This is a genomic window from Acinetobacter sp. ANC 3832 (assembly GCF_002135415.1).
Lineage (GTDB): Bacteria > Pseudomonadota > Gammaproteobacteria > Pseudomonadales > Moraxellaceae > Acinetobacter.
On sequence record NZ_NEGJ01000001.1, the window covers coordinates 473,696 to 491,276 of the forward strand.

Sequence of the window (17,581 nt, forward strand, 5' to 3'; positions counted from 1 at the left end):
AAATGAATATTGAGTATAGTTTTTTATTTTATGGAGATAATTTACTGATTTTTATTATTTTAAATTTGAAATATTTTGTAAAACATGAATAGATCTCCAATTTTCAAAAGAGGAAATCTATCACACTTTTCAACTTATTTTTGGATCTGACGCTTTGGAATATACGGGCATTTTTTAAATTGAGCCGCTTGAGAAAGCGCATCTTGCTGACCATAGAGTCGAGATAATTCAGTATTTTTAGTATCTGAAGACTGTCCCATATTCACTGAAATAGATGGCCCAAAACCCCAACCGCCACGTCCCCAACCACCGCCGAGTCCTAAACCAACACCCATACCAGTACGCTTCGCTGTTTGCACACCATTGTTAATGTACTGCTGAATACGATCAAACTCATTCGACAATTGGGCACAATTCAATGCTTGATACTGTGTTGGTGACACATACATCGGTTTAACCGTTGTTGCACAAGCCGTCATCAACATTGTGCTTAAAGCCAAAAGGCTCAAATTAATGATTTTCATATTAAAAACCTTGATTATTTCTTTTCTATTTCATTGAACAATGATTGATAGGCTTGAGTCAATTTATGATCTGTAGCTAGATGAATTAATGGCATATTTTTATGATGCGACTCTTTCATAAACACCGAAGGAGGCAACATATTTTCCAACACAGGCAAACCTTCGTCTTTCAGCTGTTGCACCACTTCACGTGGTAATTTTGCCTGCGCTTGAAATTGATTCACCACAATGCCTTCAATCTCTAAACGATCATTATGATCATCCTGTGTTTCAATCACATTTTCAATTAAGGTTTGCAAAGCGCGCTTTGAAAATACATCACAATCAAAAGGAATCAGCACACGATCCGCTGTAATTAATGCCGATAAGGTAAAGAAATTAAATGCAGGGGGCGTATCAATATATATTCGATCATATTGATTCGACAAGGTTTGAATAGAATCACGTAATTTATAAATTTTATGTTTAGTGACTAAAGCATGCTCTAAAGCACCCAAACTCGGGCTTGCGGGAAGAACATCTAAATCTTTAAAAGGTGAACGATGAATATATTGTTCAAATCCTTTATTTTTTGATTTCAACAATGATCCAATCGCATTACCAATCAGACCTTTAGATTGGTTGTTTCCAAGTACATCGTCAAAAAAATTCTCAATATTTGGCTCTAATGCTGTTTTATCTGCTGAATAAGTGGCGTCATCACCCAATAAATACTGACTTGAATTGGCTTGAGGGTCTAAATCAATCACCAAAGTTTTAAAACCTTGATATGCACTAATTGCTGCCAAATTCACAGCAATGCTTGATTTCCCTACCCCACCTTTTTGATTAAATACAACCCGTGTAAGCATAATTCCCTCAATACATTGTACTTTTTTGCATATTAAATTCAGTTTAACCTAGAGCACAGGTATGTTGGGAATTTATGTCTAACAATTAGCCAAAAACTGGTTTAATCATGACGAGAGAAATAATCGCCAAAAATGCAACAGAACTAATCACCAATCCAGCACGGCGCTGTGGCAGAAGAATAGAATCATCTTTTTTATAGGTTTTAATTAATGATGAAAGCAACACGAGGAACAAGACAATTTTGGCATAAAACCATGACTGAACTTGAAAATCTTTCATCACCAATAAAATAATTCCAGTAATCGTCAATACGGTAAAGGAAAGATGTTGTAAGGCAACAAAAATGATTCGACCTTTGGGATTCGGTTGTTGATTCTGTGTACCAATAAACAATGTGCTTGCACATGCAATAAAAACAATCAATGCAACTGCAACACTGCTCATATGTATAATTTTAATCAGTAAATGTGTATCCATTATTTATGCCTACTATGCTTTTGGTGCATGTGCACAGTCTGGACTATTCGGTGCTTGACCCTGCCATTCACTCGGTACATAAGCATGTATCGCTAATGCATGAATTTTTCCTGGGTTGAGCAATTCCGCTGCCACGGCGTAGACTTTTTGATGGCGTTGCACTAAACGTAAACCTGTAAATTCTTCGCTCACAATAATCACTTTAAAATGTGATTCTTTACCGGGGAAATAACTACCATGCCCTGCCGATTCGTTAATCACTTCTAAATGTGTAGGTGCAAGTGTGTTTAATCTTTCAATGAGTTGTTGCTCTAAGCTCATGTCTAGTCCTTCGATAAATAACCAATAGCATTTGAGTATAACGTCTATCAGCCCATGACTGTATGGAAAACATGAAACTGCTTCACTACGATGATTTTTCAATCAAAAATCTTCAAGAAACCGAAAAAACTAAGCTAAATTTAAATAAAATGCTGAAAACTGACTTTATTTTATTCAATTAGCACTTTGCTTCGTAAAAAAATGTTGACCCTATTTTTACATCCTGTATTATACACGGCATGCGGGAATAGCTCAGTTGGTAGAGCATAACCTTGCCAAGGTTGGGGTCGAGAGTTCGAGTCTCTTTTCCCGCTCCAAATTTTTTAGTGTAAGTTTTCTATAAAACTGCTCATTTAGCGGGAATAGCTCAGTTGGTAGAGCATAACCTTGCCAAGGTTGGGGTCGAGAGTTCGAGTCTCTTTTCCCGCTCCAGATTCAAAAAAAGCCCTAGTCAAAAGACTGGGGCTTTTTTTTATCATGACTATTTAATTTATGAAACTTGATCTAAACGTGTTTTTTGAACATATTTCTGATCATATTGTTGTTTACCATCTCTTTGCATAAAGCACGTACAAAAAATTGCAACGACAGCCATACTCCCAATATAAATTGAAATGAGATAAGGGTTCCCGTGACCTATACTCAATAATTTGGTTGCAATAATTGGTGCTAAACCACCACCCAATATCCCTGCAAATTGTACTGAAATTGAAATTCCACTATAGCGAATTTCGGGTGGAAACTCTCGCGCAAAAAGCTGAGCTTGTGGTGCATACATAATCGGAAAAACAACTCCTATCGCAAGTACTATTGCGGTCCAAACCAATACAGGCTCTTTGGTGCTCAACATGCTAAAGAATGGATAACAATACAATGCAAGTACAATCAACCCAAACATAAACATATTTCGCTGTCCGACTTTATCTGACAAATGACCACAGAGCGGTGTCATAAACATAATGACACCTGCCCCGCAAATGGTTGCAAATAAAATCTCTTGCCGTGGTAAACCTAATTGTGTCGTTGTATATGCCAGTGCAAAAGTAGAAGCAATATAAAACCATGCATTTTCAGCAGCACGTGCCAAAATAATTAAAATCACTTGTTTTGGATGATTTTTAAAAACTTGTAATGCAGGAATTTTTACTTCTTCAGCTTTAGCTTTTACTTTTTCAAAATCAGGTGACTCAGGTACTTTCACTCGAATATATATACCTACACCTAAAAGTAAAATACTCGCTAGAAACGGTAAGCGCCATCCCCAACTAAATAAAGCAGATTCAGGAAGTAACGAAACAGCGCCCAATGCAAGCGATGCGAGCAATAGACCTGCGCCCGTACTGGCTTGAGGTAAACTTCCCCAAAAACCCTTTTGTCCTTCGGGTGCATGTTCAACCGCCATCAAAACGGCTCCGCCCCATTCACCCCCCATCGCCATGCCTTGCACAAAGCGTAAAATCACGAGGAAAACAGTAGCCCAATATCCAATGCTCTCAAAAGTAGGCAATAAGCCAATCAGAACGGTTGGGATACCCATTAACATCAGTGTTAATAGTAACATTGACTTACGCCCAATTTTGTCGCCAAAATGACCAAAAACAATGCCACCTAATGGGCGACCAATAAAGCCTACGGTATATGTAGCAAAAGCAGCCAAAACACCCATTAAAGGATCTAAATTGGGAAAGAAAAGTTTATTAAAAATAAGTGCGGCAGCAGCACCGTAAATAAAAAAGTCATACCACTCAATAGTTGTTCCGACCATGCTAGAAATACCAGCAAGCCGATGTGAAGATTTTTTCGTCCCTATAGATGTTCCTTGTTGTTCCATATATTCACCTCTGATTCCTTGAGTACTTACATTTTAATATCCATTTATTACGATTATTCATGCCCAATTCAGTGCTAAAACATTCTCTCTAGATCAATGATTTTTTAAAACTTTTAGATTTATGCAAATGCTGTCAAATTCTCTAAAATTTGAACCAATTTAGGATTATGTGACTGCCATTTTGGTTGTTTGTCTTTATCAATAATTAAGGCACGTACACCTTCCATTAAATCACCATGATCAAACCAAATATTTTGTAGATCACGTTCAAGCTGCATACATTGCTCAAGCGATAAACCACGCCCCACTTGCTGTAATTTCAGACTAGTTTGCTTTGCAACCAAAGAACGTTGTTGCAAAATTCCCAATATTTTTTGTGTCCATGCTTGATGCTCAGGATTGTTTTCATTCGCTAAGCTTTGCTCAATTTCCTTAACCGTTTGATACGCAAAATGGGCATGAATCACTTCTGCCAATTTCATTAATTCACTTTCTTTCGGATTTGTAATAAAACGAGCAATAGTTTGTTCTATCTGTTCTTTATTTAAATGAGGCAGTTTCGAAATTGCGGTTTGCAATTCTACTAAGCGCTCACTGGGTACATGGTAATCAATCAAATCTAAATACAGAGCATCACTACTACTGATTTGCTCTCCACTCATTGCTAAATACACACCAATATCATCTAAACGAGAAAGGAAATGAGTCGCGCCAACATCAGGGAAAAAGCCAATCGCTGTTTCTGGCATGGCAAAACGTGATTTTTCACTGCTCACGATAATATGACAGGCTTGTGCTAAACCGAATCCACCACCTAAAACATAGCCATCTAAAAATACCAAAATTGGTTTTTTAAATTGACGTATTGCTGTCAACATACTGTATTCAGCAGCAAAATAATCCTGATAATCTGTATTCCCTGCTTGGTAAGAATCGTATAAATAACGAATATCACCGCCTGCGCAGAAAGCTTTTGGACTATTTGAATTGATTAATACTGCTTGAACATTGGCATCATCACGCCAAAGATCGAGTTGATTTCGAATACCATTAATCATACTTAGCGACAAAGCATTTAAATGAGTGGGCCGATCTAAAGTAATCATTCCCAAAGCACCTTGTGTGCTCACTGCTATATTATTTTCTATGTTCATACTGTTCATTCAACCTCATTGATTGGTAAATTTGGCTGGACGTTTTTCTACAAATGCACGCATGCCTTCTTTCTGATCCAGTGTCGCAAAAATTGAATGGAAAGTACGGCGTTCAAAGCGTAAGCCTTCTGCAAGACTAACTTCAAAAGTACGATTGATGGATTCTTTAATCATCATTACAGCGGTTAATGAATTTTCTGCAATTTTTTCAGCCGCTTGTAAGGTTTGTTCTAATAATTCTTCTTTGCTAAAAACTCGTGCAACCAAGCCACTTTGTTCTGCTTCTTGCGCACCCATTTGACGAGCGGTTAAACACATTTCCATTGCTTTGGCTTTACCTACTGCCAGTGTTAAACGCTGTGTTCCACCAATGCCAGGAAGTACGCCCAAGGTCACTTCGGGCAACGCAAATTTGGCATTATCCGCACAATAAATAAAATCACACATCAACGCCAACTCACAGCCTCCACCTAAAGCATAGCCACTCACTGCAGCAATTAAAGGCTTACGGCGTTGTGCAATTCGATCTGCAAGGCTAAAGAAATCATCAAAATAAATATTAGGGAAACTTAATTCCGTCATTTCTTTAATATCAGCCCCAGCAGCAAAGGCTTTTTCTGAGCCCGTTAGTACAATACAGCCAATTTCAGGATCTTTTTCTAATTGATCAAGCACCTGATTCACTTCACTAATCAATTCTGTATTTAAAGCATTTAAAGCTTTTGGACGGTTTAAGGTAATAAGACCTACACCATTTTTCTTTTCTAATAGAATCGTTTCCCAACTCATCATCTTTTCCTTATTTACCTTCATTTTTATAAACTACGTGCTATCACTAAACGCTGAATATCACTGGTACCTTCATAAATTTGGCAGATTCGAGCATCACGATAAATGCGCTCGATAGGGAAATCTTTTAAATAACCATAACCACCAAAAATCTGTAAGGCTTTAGAACAAACTCGTTCTGTCATTTCTGAAGCAAATAATTTCGCCATAGAAGCTTCATTGAGACACGGCTGCCCTGCTTCTTTTAAGCGTGCAGCGTAATGCATCAATTGTCTTGCCGCTTCAATTTCGGTCGCCATGCTTGCTAATCTAAATGCAATTGCTTGTTGTTCAAAAATAGGCTTACCGAAAGCGACTCGTTCTTTTGCATATCGTGTCGCTTCCTCTAAAGCAGCACGTGCTAAACCAACGGCTTGAGCTGCAATTCCAATACGCCCACCTTCTAAGTTAGACAAGGCAATTTTTAAGCCATCACCCTCTTTTCCTAACATGAGACTTTTGTGAATGCGGACATCTGTTAAGGCAATTTGACAGGTATCTGACGCATGTAGACCGAGTTTTTCTTCTACACGAATCACTTCATAACCTTGGGCTTCACGTGGAACCAAAAATGCACTGATTCCTTTTTTTCCTGCACTGGGATCAGTCACAGCAAAGACAATAATCACACCTGCATTATCCCCAGAAGTAATGAATTGCTTTGCACCATTCAAAATATAATCATCACCGTCTTTTACAGCACGGGTTTTAATCGCAGCAGCATCTGAACCTGTATGCGGTTCAGTTAATGCGAAAGCTCCAATCATTTCACCTTTGGCTAAAGGCACTAAAAAGCGTTGTTTTTGTTCATTATTCCCAAATTTTAAGATTGGGACACAACCTACAGAATTATGCACACTCATAATGGTTGAAGTCGCACCATCAGCAGCAGCGACTTCTTCAAGTGCCAGAACATACGCCAAATTTCCAGTACCTGAACCACCCCATTCTTCTGGAACAAGCATTCCCATGAAACCTAGCTGTCCCATTTGCTGTAAAGCTTGTGCAGGAAAGATACATTTATGATCCCATTCACTGGCATAGGGTTTAATTTGTTCTTGCGCAAAGCTTTGCGCCATATCACGAATTAAGACTTGTTCTTCTGTAAATTGCATCGTTCAATCCCTGTCTATATATTAGTTCGCACTTGTAGCTTGTTGCTTCGTGATCTCCTGATTACGAAGTAAAAAACGTTGAATTTTGCCACTCGGTGTTTTTGGTAATTCAGCGACAAATTCAACTTGTCTTGGATAAGCATGTGCTGAAAGACGTTTTTTCACAAACTGGCTTAATTCCTCTGCAAGGCTTTCTGATGGTTCAGCATCTTCGGTCAAAATCACAAAAGCTTTCACAATTTCAGTTCGTTCTGCATCTGGCACACCGACAACAGCCGCTTCAACCACAGCATCATGCTCTAACAAAGCACTTTCCACATCAAAAGGTCCAATACGATAACCCGATGTCGTGATCACATCATCACTTCGCCCCACAAAACTCATACTGCCATCTGCATGAATTTCTGCGGTATCACCCGTTAAATAATAATGCCCAATAAAAGGTGATTTACGGCTTTCTTTATAACCTGAGAACCACATCATCGGTGACTGACTGACGTCGACTGCAAGAATTCCCGGTGTATCGGCAGGCATTTCTTCACCTTGTTCATTGACAACTGCAATGCGATAACCTGGACTTGGAAAACCTGCAGCCCCTGCACGAATTGAATGTTCTAAACCATGATGATTACACACCACCATCCCCACTTCTGTTTGCCCATAGTGGTCATAAATGGGTGCATCTAAAACTTGTTTAAACCAACGAATCACTTCTGGATTTAAAGGCTCTCCTGCACTACTAACTCTATCAAATTGTCCACGTAATTGAGCCATTTGAGTCGGATCAGCCGCCATCATCATCCGATATGCTGTTGGTGCACCGGCTAAATTGGTAATTTGATATTCTTTTACGATTTGACACAGGCTTTCAATACTAAAACCACCTTCATAGAATAAAGTTGAATGTCCGATGAGCAGAGGTCCTGTAATGCCATAATACAAACCATACGCCCAACCTGGGTCTGCGATATTCCAAAATGCTTCATCGCCTTTTAAACCAATCGCATCTTGCATATAGCGCCCATAAGCAACCAATGCTTTGAGGGGTACTTCCAACGGCTTCGCCAAACCTGTCGTACCTGAGGTAAACATTAGCAAGAAAGGATCATTCATATTCAGCATGACCAAATCACATTCTGAAGACTGCTGATTCAATTCTTGCCAAAAGTTAAAATCTTCAGGATTTAATGCAGTGCCTTGTTGATCTACCACTGTGACAATTGCAGGACATTCTTGTACATCATCTAATTTTTCACGATTACCGACATCCGTGACCACCAATTTACTTTTTGCCACTTGCACACGATGCTCAATGGCTTTTGAACCAAAGGCGGTAAACAAAGGTTGATACACTGCGCCAATTCGCCATGTCGCTAAGATGGTAATAATCAATTCGGGTGTCCGCGGCAATAATCCAGAAACACGATCACCTTTTTCCACACCTTGCGACTTTAAAAAATTGGCAAATTGACTTGACCATTTTTTTAACTGGCTAAAAGTATATTGTTCTTTACGTCCATCCTTCGCTCGCCAATATAAAGCGACTTTGTCTGAGTCAGCATGACGATCACAACATTCATAACACGCATTCAGCGAATCTAAAGAACCTGATAACAATTCACTTGCAGCCTTTTGTAAGTCAAATGCTTGTGCTGCTTCTTGATAATTCAACATTTTTCTAACCTCAGTCTAAATTTTTTCTTATTCACGACAAGGACATTATTTTGAGCAATTCTGCCGCAATCCGTTTGCTATCACTTTTATTGCTGATGGGGTAAATACTGTTGGATAATACTGGAAAAATCTAAGCTTGCATTTCCTTGTAAGCAAAGCTGTTGATAGAGTTGTTGCACTAATCCACCCAATAAAATCGGTTGCTTCACTTGCCCTGCTGCTTCAATCGCAAGACCTAAATCTTTCAACATCAGTTGTGTGGCAAAGCCATCTTGATAACCTCGGGATGCAGGTGCATTGGCACAAATATCTGGCCACGGGTTACAAACTTCCGAACTCCAGCAACGGCCACTTGAACTATTAATCACCCCTGCCAATGCTTGCGGATCAATCCCGAGTTTTACACCGAGCGCCATTCCTTCTGCTACAGCGGTCATTGAAATGCCTAAGATCAAATTGTTGCAAATTTTTGCCACTTGACCTGTACCGACATCACCACAATACACAATATTTTTACCCATAAAACCAAGCACTGTTCCAACGGCTTTAAAGGTTTGCTCATCTGCTCCGACCATAAAGGTAAGCGTTCCTGCTTGAGCACCAATCGTGCCACCTGAAACAGGTGCATCACAAATACTGATCTTTTTTGTTTTACCTATTGCGGCAATATCTTTAATGGTTTGCGGATCAATGGTACTGCTATCAATACATAAACTGCCTGCTTTTAATACAGCAAGCACACCCTCCTCACCTAAATAAACATCACGAACATGTTTAGCCGCAGGTAACATGGTAATCACTAAATCGGCTTCTTTTGCTGCGGCTTGCGGACTGCTACAAACTACACCACCACTTTCAGCAAAATGTTGTAATGCTTTTTCATTCAAGTCGTAACCAAAGACTTCTTGCCTTGCTTTCAACAGGTTCTGAGCCATTGATCCACCCATGTTTCCCAATCCAATAAAGGCAATCTTCATCATCACTCTCCTTAGCGTAGACTGATGGTGGTGTTTACACCGCCCGCATCTTGATTGTCTTCAAACCAACGACTGGTAATGGTTTTGGTCTGTGTGTAAAATTGCACAGCTTGTTTGCCATAAGGACCCAAATCACCGAGTTTAGAACCGCGTGAACCTGTGAAGCTAAAAAATGGAACAGGTACTGGAATTGGAATATTAATACCAACTTGACCAATATTGATTTTATGTTGGAATGTTCGTGCTGTTGCTCCACTTTGGGTAAATAATCCAACACCATTACCAAATGGATTGACATTAATCAGTTCAATGGCTTCGTCTAAACTATCGACACAAATAATGGCCAACACTGGACCAAAAACTTCTTCTTTATAAATCCGCATATCTGTCGTGACTTGATTAAAAATAGTCGCGCCAACAAAGTTACCTTGCTCATAGCCTTTTACTTGAATATGACGACCATCCAGTAATAATTCAGCCCCTTGTTCAACACCACTATTAATCAAATCAATCACACGTGCTTTTGCGCGTGGTGAAATTACAGGTCCAATATCGGTATTCGGTTCATGCCCTGCATTGACACTTAATGTTTTAGTTTTCGTGACCAAATCATTAATCCATTGTTTGCTTTCACCAACCATGACTGCAACTGAAAGTGCCATACAACGCTGACCTGCAGCACCAAATGCAGCACCGACCAAGGCATTTAAAGTCTGTTCTTTATTGGCATCAGGCATCACAACAACATGATTTTTTGCACCCATCATGCACTGTGCACGTTTACCATGCTGACCTGCCAAATTGTAAACATGCGTACCCACTGTAGTAGAACCGACAAAAGATAAAGCTTTAATATCTGTATGTGTACACAGCATATCGACCACTTCTTTGCCACCATGTACCACGTTCAACACACCTGCTGGAATACCAGCTTCAATTGCCAATTCAACCAACATCATGGTTGAAAGCGGATCTTGCTCAGACGGTTTTAAAACGAAGGTGTTACCGCAAACAATCGCCATTGGGAACATCCACAATGGAATCATCGCTGGAAAATTGAAAGGTGTGATGCCTGCACAAACACCTAAAGGTTGTTGTAAAGTATAAGTATCAACACCATTAGCAACCCCTTCAACATATTCACCCATTTGTAAAGTACCGATTGAACAGGCATGTTCAACCACTTCCAACCCACGTTGAATATCACCTTCAGCATCTGCCAAGGTTTTGCCTTGTTCCGCAGTCAGTACTTGAGCAATACTTTTTGCTTGAGCACGAATTAAAGCTTGGAGCTTCAGCATAATACGCATGCGTGCTTGAATCGGTGTTTGTCTCCATCCTTCAAAAGCATTTTGTGCCGCGGCAATTGCAGCATTAACTTCATCATGTGTTGCAAAAGGCACTTGTCCAATCACTTCTTGAGTTGCGGGATTGACAATGTCATGCCACTCTTGCGTTTGTGAATCAACAAATTCACCATTAATCAGCAATTTTGCACGGCTTAATTCTATTTTCTGAATGGTATTCATGACCTCTCCATAGGCAATTTTTATATTGATTCTTTTGCAAAACAAATACTTGAATAATAATATTTTTGTTTTGCTATAGCATGAGACTAACAAATAAAACTTTGACCACCAACGGAAATTGTTGCACGATGATTGTGCAATTTTGCACAGGATGTACAAATAAGATGAAAGTAGATTGGGATCATTTACACATTTTTTTAGTTTTGGCACGTGCTAAAACATTGACCAATGCAGCTCGAATCATTGGGGTTGAACACAGTACAGTGGCAAGGCGAATTCAAGCCTTAGAACTAGCTTTAGGCACACAATTATTTAAACGTGAAGCAACGGGCTATGAGTTAACCATTGAAGGAAGTGCTTTAGTCCCACGTATTGAACAAATGGAACAGGCTTTTTTACAAATAGCACAACCCCATCAACCGCTTGAAGGTCGAGTGCGCATTGGTACACCAGAAGGTTTTGGTACTGCTTTTTTAGCTACTCTTTTGGCTGAGTTTTCTCAACACTATCCTTTACTAACTATTGATCTTATCCCTGTTCCGAAGATGATTAAGCTATCGCATCGTGAAGCCGATATTGTGATTTCGATTGATCGTCCCAAATCTGGTCCTTATATCATTACTCGATTGACTGATTATTGTTTAAAAATTTATGGCAGTAAAAGCTACTTAGCACAAAACCCACCGATTCATCATTTGGATGATTTAACTCAACATCGCTTCGTGAATTATATTGATGATTTGGTCTATAGCCCTGAACTGTATTGCTTAGAACGTCTCCCTTTACAATTAACTGCAAATTTCCGTAGTAGCAGTATTTTGGCACAGCAAATTGCCGTGAGTGCAGGTGCAGGTCTCGCCATATTACCCAAATTTTTGACCGTAGATAAACCAGAACTAGAACAAGTGCTTGCTCAACAAGTTCGTTTTATCCATACTTTTTGGATGCTGACTTTGGTTGATTTACAACATGAACCTAGAATCAAATTAGTCTGGGACTTCTTACGTAAACAGGTCGATGTTCAACAAAATTTATTGATGGATTTAAATGCTCGTTAAATATTGAAGCGCTCTCAACATATCAATTTAGGATTCATCAACTACATAGCAATTTTTATTTGAAGCGATAAAAAAAGCCAATCTTTAGATTGGCTTTTTTTAATACAAATTAACTTGTTCTAACGTTCACGTAGTGCTTCTTTCGCTTTGTTGAATGGTTTCAACAAGTATTCAATAATTGTTTTCTGACCTGTACGAATATCTACAGATGCCACCATACCTGGTGTAATAGAGAACGATTTACCTGCTTTATTCACCAACTTATCGGTATTGGTCCGAATATAAACACGATAATAGAATTGATCTTGTTTCACTTCATCACGAATCGTATCCGGTGAAATAACCGTAACTTTACCTTCCAAACCACCATAGATTGAATAATCATAGGCTGTGATTTTCACAAGTGCTGCCTGACCTGGATGGATAAAAGCAATATCACGAGGTGAAATACGCGCTTCAATTAAAAGCTGTTCATCAATCGGTACAATCGTCATGAGTTTACCATTTTGAGGAACAACACCACCAATCGTGGTAACTGAAATTTCTTTCACAACACCACGAACTGGGGCTTTAAAGGTAGAACGTTTGACTGAGTCAGTACGACCTGCAACGACTTGTTGAAGTGACTGAATATCAGAGTTTGCTTTCGCTAACTCTTCACGAGATTTCACATAATAGTCATTACGCTTGTCATTAATTTGATTTTCAAAATTATTGATATCACGCTTTAAACGTAATACTTCAACTTCAGAAGCTGCACCTTTTGCAACCAATGGTTGTGTCATTTGTAATTCATTTTGAACCAATGCCAAAGCACGTTTTAAACCTGTAATCGATTCATCTAAATTAGCACGGCGTGAAGTATATAAGGCTGTTTCTTCTCGAACCAAATTTGGCATTACCAAAACTTCTTTCGGGAATACGATATTCGTACCATTAACTTCAGCTTCTAAACGTGCAGCTGTTGCTTGCGTTGCTAAAAGTTTAGTCTGACTTTCACCGACTTGCGACTCAAAACGGGTCGGATCGAGTTGCGCTAAAGTTTGTCCTTTCTGAACAATATCCCCTTCTTTCACATCTAATTGTGTTAACACACCGCCATCTAAAGACTGAATCGTTTGCTCTTTAGAAGATGGAATGACTTTACCTGTACCCGTTGATACTTCTTCTAATTTGAACATACATGCCCAAAGCAGAAAAACCAATAAACCGATCGCTATAATCCAAATCACAAAAGTAGATTTAGGTAATGGCGGTTCTGAAAAACTCATTGCAGATGGATTGGTTGGGCGATGTAAAATATCTGGCGCAACTTCGCTTTGAGCTTGAGGCTTAGCTTGTTCTGGCAGTTTTTGTTCTTGTTGTTCTTGGCTCATGCTAAGCTCCTCCTGCATTTGGCTGATTACCAGGATTTAATATTGCATCACGCGGGCCATCTTTTACGATTTTACCGTCATGAATCACAATAATACGATCCACCAGTTGCAAAACAGCAGGTCGATGGGTAGCAACAACCAAAGTACGATGTCCTAACCAATCTTTTAAATGATGAATTAATAGTTTCTCAGATACATCATCAATAGATGCAGTCGGTTCATCCAAAAGTACAATATTAGGATTACGCAACAATAAACGCGTCAAAAGTAATGCTTGGCGTTGACCGCCTGAGAAGCCCATACCACCTTCAAGCACTAAATGATCTAAACCTTCTTTCTTCTGCTCAACAATTTCTAAAGCATTGGTAATTTTTAACGCACGAACAATTTCTTGATCTGTCGCTAAAGGAGCACCCAACGTTAAGTTTTCACGAATCGTACCAAAGAATAACATTGCATTTTGATTCAATAATCCCATATCTCGACGGAGATCATCAGGATCAAGCAATGATTGATCAATACCATCTAAGCTAATTTTACCTTGCACAGGTAATTGCATACCCGAAAGTAACTGTAATAATGTAGATTTACCTGCACCATTACGACCAAGGATTGCAACTTTTTCACCTGCACGAATTTTCAATTGCGGCAAAATAAGAGATGGACGTGGATCTTCATCACTATATTTAAATACCACACCTTTAAACTCATAATCCCCAGTAATCACTTTACGGTGAATCAACTGAGCACGATCAGGACGATCGACAGGTTTTTTCATTAACTCGTCTAGACCTTCTTTCGCGACTTTCGCTTGTTGCCAACGACCTAATACGCCTGTAATTTGCGAAATAGGTGCCAACATACGTGAAGATAAAATTGAACAAGCAACTAATGCACCCGTCGTCATATCGCCTTTCATTACAGCAAAACAACCCACCAAAACGACAATTGCATAGGTCAAACCTTGGATTTTTTGTGTCCAAGCATTTAACCAGCCTGTGATCTTTCTTTGACGCATACTAATGTCAGCAGATACTTCATTCATGTGATTCCATTGATTTTGGAATCGAGCTTCAGCACGTAACAACTTAATATCTTCAATACCTTGTACAGCTTCGACCAAAATTGCATTACGAATCGAAGATTCACGCATCCCCTCTTTCGCCAATTGCGCAAGTTTTTTCTGCGCCATAAAACCAGGAATCAACATCAATGGAACAACAAGGAGCATCACCCAAAAAATGTTGCCACCAATGATCCAGAAGATCACGAGGAATAAGAAGAAGAATGGTAAATCTGCGACAGCACTAATGGTTGTAGACGTTACAAGTTCACGTACACCTTCTAACTCACGGATTTGTGAAATAAAAGAGCCTGTAGATTTTGAACGATCTTTATTACGAATACGTAAAGCATGTCCAAATACCCGGTCAGAAATTTTTAAATCTGCACGCTTACCAATAATATCGGAAAGATAAACACGTGCAATTCGTAAAGCGAATTCAAAAACGGCTGCAATCAGTACACCACCCGCTAGAACCCATAATGTTGGTTCAGATTGGGATGGTACAACTCGGTCATAAACCTGCATGGAAAAGATAATGGTCGCTAATGCCAAAATATTGGCCATCATGGAAGCGACCATAATATCGGTATAGCGTTTCCAGTCTTTTAAGACGATGTCCCAAAACCAGCTTTTCTCATAGGGCTTAATATATTCATCCACACGAGCATCAGGCACTGACGTCTCTGGTCTAAATATATACACTTGCTTCGCATTGGCTTTTAACTCTTGTACGTTAAAAGTCTGTGAAAGTCCTTGATCACCGCTAAGTTGTAGACTTGCATTACCTTGAAGATCTACTTTTTCAATGACAGCAACTTGCCCATCATTAAATTCGACAACGACAGGTAAACGCCATGGATTTAATGCATCAACCGTAAAGTCTGCTTTACGAACATTTAATCCCATCTGACGTGTCATAATCGCAAGTAGATCATCAACGTTTTGATATTTGTTCCAATCTAATTGTAATCGTATCTGCTCTTCAGAAGGCTGTATGCGATAATGCTGTGCAACCGTAATGAGAGCTTGCAGCCAAGGCTGATAATCTAGTGTTTTATTCATGGCTGAACTTCAAACCCTTGAATTTTAGTATTATTTAAATGATATATTTCTCTACTTTTGCCCGTCACATTGATATACACAGCAATGGTGTCATAAATATCAAAGCGAGCTGATTCTCTTTCTGATCTTGAACTATGATATGACTGTTCTGAGCTTAATAAATCTAAAATAGAGCGTTTGCCTAGTTTGTATTGTTCTTCGTAAAGTTCTCTTGTTTTGCCAGTAGAACGTTCGCGATCTAATAAAACCCAAATTTGTTTGTCTGTATTCTCAATATTTTCTCGAGCTGTTCTGGTCGCATCTAAAATATTTAAATACGTCGCATTGAGTTTTGATCTCGCAGCTTGTTCTGCAAAGCCAGCCGCTTTTACTTGAGACCCGACAGCCCCTCCTTGATAAAAGTTACTCGACATCGAAACAGAAATTGAACTATCAGTATCGTTTTCTACGCCAGTATTTGGATTAATCCCATTTAATGCTTTATTCACAGATCCAACCAAAGAAATGGTTGGGTAACGACTGAGCTCTGTTTGTTTTTTCTGACTTTTTGCAACATCAATTTCAGCTTTCGCTGCAATCATGGATGGAATGGTATTCATGGATGGAACATCATATAAACCCGACTTATTCACCAACTCATCTGGTACAGTAAAATCAGTTTGGCTCACATCAATACCCAATAATGTTTTTATTTTTTGCTCTTCTTGTTTTAAGAAATTTTGTTGTGCAATTAAATAGGATTTTGAATATTCTACATAACTCTGTGCTTGCACTGGATCGGCATTACTGCTAATCCCTGCATTTGCTCTGAGTCGTGCAATATCATACAAGCGTGTTACACCAACCACTTGATCTTGTGCAATTTTAACCAGTGCTCTATATTTCAAAAGCCCTAAAATTGCGCGAGATGTTTGCGCTGAAATATCATCAATACTCAATAAAACATTGGCTTGTTCAGCCGTCATTTTATTCTTTTGTGTATCTACGCTTGATTTAACCTTACCGAAATCATAGAGCAACTGACTCGCTTGCATGGTATACACCTGACGCCCACGATCACTCGCAGTAAAGTCACCTGTATTCATTCCTGCACTCAGTTGCGGATAATAACCCGCTTTTGCTACATCAATATTGGCATTTTGAGAGGCCAAAGTTGCAATCGATTGAGCAATATTCGGATTCCGTTTTACTGCGATTTGTACAGCTTCGTCAATACTCAACACTCTTTGTTGTGCAACATTATTAGGCGTTGTTGAAAGACCTTCTGTATACAAATTTTTTAAAGAGGCTTTTTGTCCCACGACAGCAGATGAGCGAATCACAGGAAGTTCTTCTAAGTCTCCTTGTGGTTCAAATTGGAAGTTGGACAACTCTTGCATCTGAGCAGTCGTATACGACTGATCTTCTTTAGGTTTAATTAAACTCTGCACACCATTTGTAAAACTTTTCAAATAACTTTGTTCTTGTGCATATACGGAGGTATGAATACATACGGTTAGACCGACTAATGTACTTAAACTTTTGAAAGAAATAGATGGCTTTTTAGCTTTACACATTCGCAAACTGCACCTAGAAATAGCTTTTAATTAATTCTCAGCATTCGATTTATTTTAAATTTTCCTATACGGGAATTTCTATTCTGACACTATATTAAATTCCAGCAAATCATACTTTTGCTTTTATCGTATTGAACAACATTGATTAAATTTGATTCTACACTAGAACTATATGTATCTA

General features: G+C 39.0%; 15 protein-coding genes and 2 tRNA genes. 3 read left to right on the plus strand and 14 right to left on the minus strand.

From position 1 onward, the window contains the following. Positions 1-134: 134 nt before the first annotated feature. The 4 genes from B9T35_RS02275 to B9T35_RS02290 form a co-directional block, all read right to left on the minus strand. Positions 135-524 (minus strand): hypothetical protein, encoded by a 390-nt coding sequence (locus B9T35_RS02275; RefSeq protein ID WP_086189500.1) that lies wholly within the window; start codon positions 522-524, stop codon positions 135-137. Between the two features lie 14 nt (positions 525-538). Next, positions 539-1,375 (minus strand): ParA family protein, encoded by an 837-nt coding sequence (locus B9T35_RS02280; RefSeq protein WP_086189501.1) that lies wholly within the window; start codon positions 1,373-1,375, stop codon positions 539-541. An 85-nt stretch (positions 1,376-1,460) separates the two neighbouring features. Then, positions 1,461-1,853, minus strand: coding sequence for a SirB2 family protein (locus tag B9T35_RS02285; RefSeq protein WP_086189502.1), 393 nt, complete (start codon positions 1,851-1,853; stop codon positions 1,461-1,463). A 12-nt stretch (positions 1,854-1,865) separates the two neighbouring features. After that, positions 1,866-2,174 (minus strand): BolA family protein, encoded by a 309-nt coding sequence (locus tag B9T35_RS02290; RefSeq protein ID WP_086189503.1) that lies wholly within the window; start codon positions 2,172-2,174, stop codon positions 1,866-1,868. 241 nt (positions 2,175-2,415) lie between these two features. Here B9T35_RS02290 and B9T35_RS02295 point away from each other — a divergent pair. Further along, a tRNA-Gly gene (locus B9T35_RS02295) sits at positions 2,416-2,491 on the plus strand. A 39-nt stretch (positions 2,492-2,530) separates the two neighbouring features. Beyond that, positions 2,531-2,606 (plus strand) — tRNA-Gly (locus B9T35_RS02300). Positions 2,607-2,664: 58 nt separating this feature from the next. On the opposite strand, the gene B9T35_RS02305 is transcribed toward B9T35_RS02300, so the two are convergent. The 7 genes from B9T35_RS02305 to B9T35_RS02335 form a co-directional block, all read right to left on the minus strand. After that, positions 2,665-4,005, minus strand: coding sequence for an MFS transporter (locus B9T35_RS02305; RefSeq protein WP_086189504.1), 1,341 nt, complete (start codon positions 4,003-4,005; stop codon positions 2,665-2,667). A gap of 119 nt (positions 4,006-4,124) precedes the next feature. Beyond that, positions 4,125-5,159, minus strand: coding sequence for an enoyl-CoA hydratase/isomerase family protein (locus B9T35_RS02310; RefSeq protein WP_086189535.1), 1,035 nt, complete (start codon positions 5,157-5,159; stop codon positions 4,125-4,127). Between the two features lie 15 nt (positions 5,160-5,174). After that, positions 5,175-5,948 carry an enoyl-CoA hydratase gene (locus B9T35_RS02315; RefSeq protein WP_086189505.1) on the minus strand — a complete coding sequence of 258 codons (774 nt, stop codon included), beginning with the start codon at positions 5,946-5,948 and terminating at the stop codon, positions 5,175-5,177. Positions 5,949-5,974: 26 nt separating this feature from the next. Then, entirely contained in the window at positions 5,975-7,102 is a 1,128-nt protein-coding gene (locus tag B9T35_RS02320) for an acyl-CoA dehydrogenase family protein (protein ID WP_086189506.1), read from the minus strand. Positions 7,103-7,123: 21 nt separating this feature from the next. Then, positions 7,124-8,776, minus strand: coding sequence for an AMP-binding protein (locus B9T35_RS02325; protein ID WP_086189507.1), 1,653 nt, complete (start codon positions 8,774-8,776; stop codon positions 7,124-7,126). Between the two features lie 86 nt (positions 8,777-8,862). Further along, positions 8,863-9,753 carry a 3-hydroxyisobutyrate dehydrogenase gene (gene mmsB / locus B9T35_RS02330; RefSeq protein WP_086189508.1) on the minus strand — a complete coding sequence of 297 codons (891 nt, stop codon included), beginning with the start codon at positions 9,751-9,753 and terminating at the stop codon, positions 8,863-8,865. 11 nt (positions 9,754-9,764) lie between these two features. Continuing rightward, a complete protein-coding gene (locus B9T35_RS02335) occupies positions 9,765-11,282 on the minus strand; it encodes a CoA-acylating methylmalonate-semialdehyde dehydrogenase (protein WP_086189509.1) in 1,518 nt (505 codons plus the stop codon). 164 nt (positions 11,283-11,446) lie between these two features. Here B9T35_RS02335 and B9T35_RS02340 point away from each other — a divergent pair, with 164 nt between their 5' ends. Next, complete coding sequence (locus B9T35_RS02340) at positions 11,447-12,340, plus strand: LysR family transcriptional regulator (protein ID WP_086189510.1); 894 nt, start codon at positions 11,447-11,449, stop codon at positions 12,338-12,340. 119 nt (positions 12,341-12,459) lie between these two features. Here B9T35_RS02340 and B9T35_RS02345 read toward each other — a convergent pair whose 3' ends face one another. The 3 genes from B9T35_RS02345 to B9T35_RS02355 all read right to left on the minus strand — a co-directional run bounded on the left by B9T35_RS02345 (position 12,460) and on the right by B9T35_RS02355 (position 17,400). Further along, a complete protein-coding gene (locus tag B9T35_RS02345; RefSeq protein WP_086189536.1) occupies positions 12,460-13,611 on the minus strand; it encodes an HlyD family type I secretion periplasmic adaptor subunit in 1,152 nt (383 codons plus the stop codon). A 106-nt stretch (positions 13,612-13,717) separates the two neighbouring features. Further along, the gene (locus tag B9T35_RS02350; protein ID WP_086189511.1) at positions 13,718-15,844 is read right to left on the minus strand and encodes a type I secretion system permease/ATPase; all 2,127 of its coding nucleotides are present in this window, start codon (positions 15,842-15,844) and stop codon (positions 13,718-13,720) included. Then, on the minus strand, positions 15,841-17,400 hold the full coding sequence (locus tag B9T35_RS02355) for a TolC family protein (protein WP_086189512.1): 1,560 nt from the start codon (positions 17,398-17,400) through the stop codon (positions 15,841-15,843). Before B9T35_RS02355 ends, B9T35_RS02350 begins: the two co-directional genes overlap by 4 nt. Positions 17,401-17,581 lie beyond the last annotated feature (181 nt).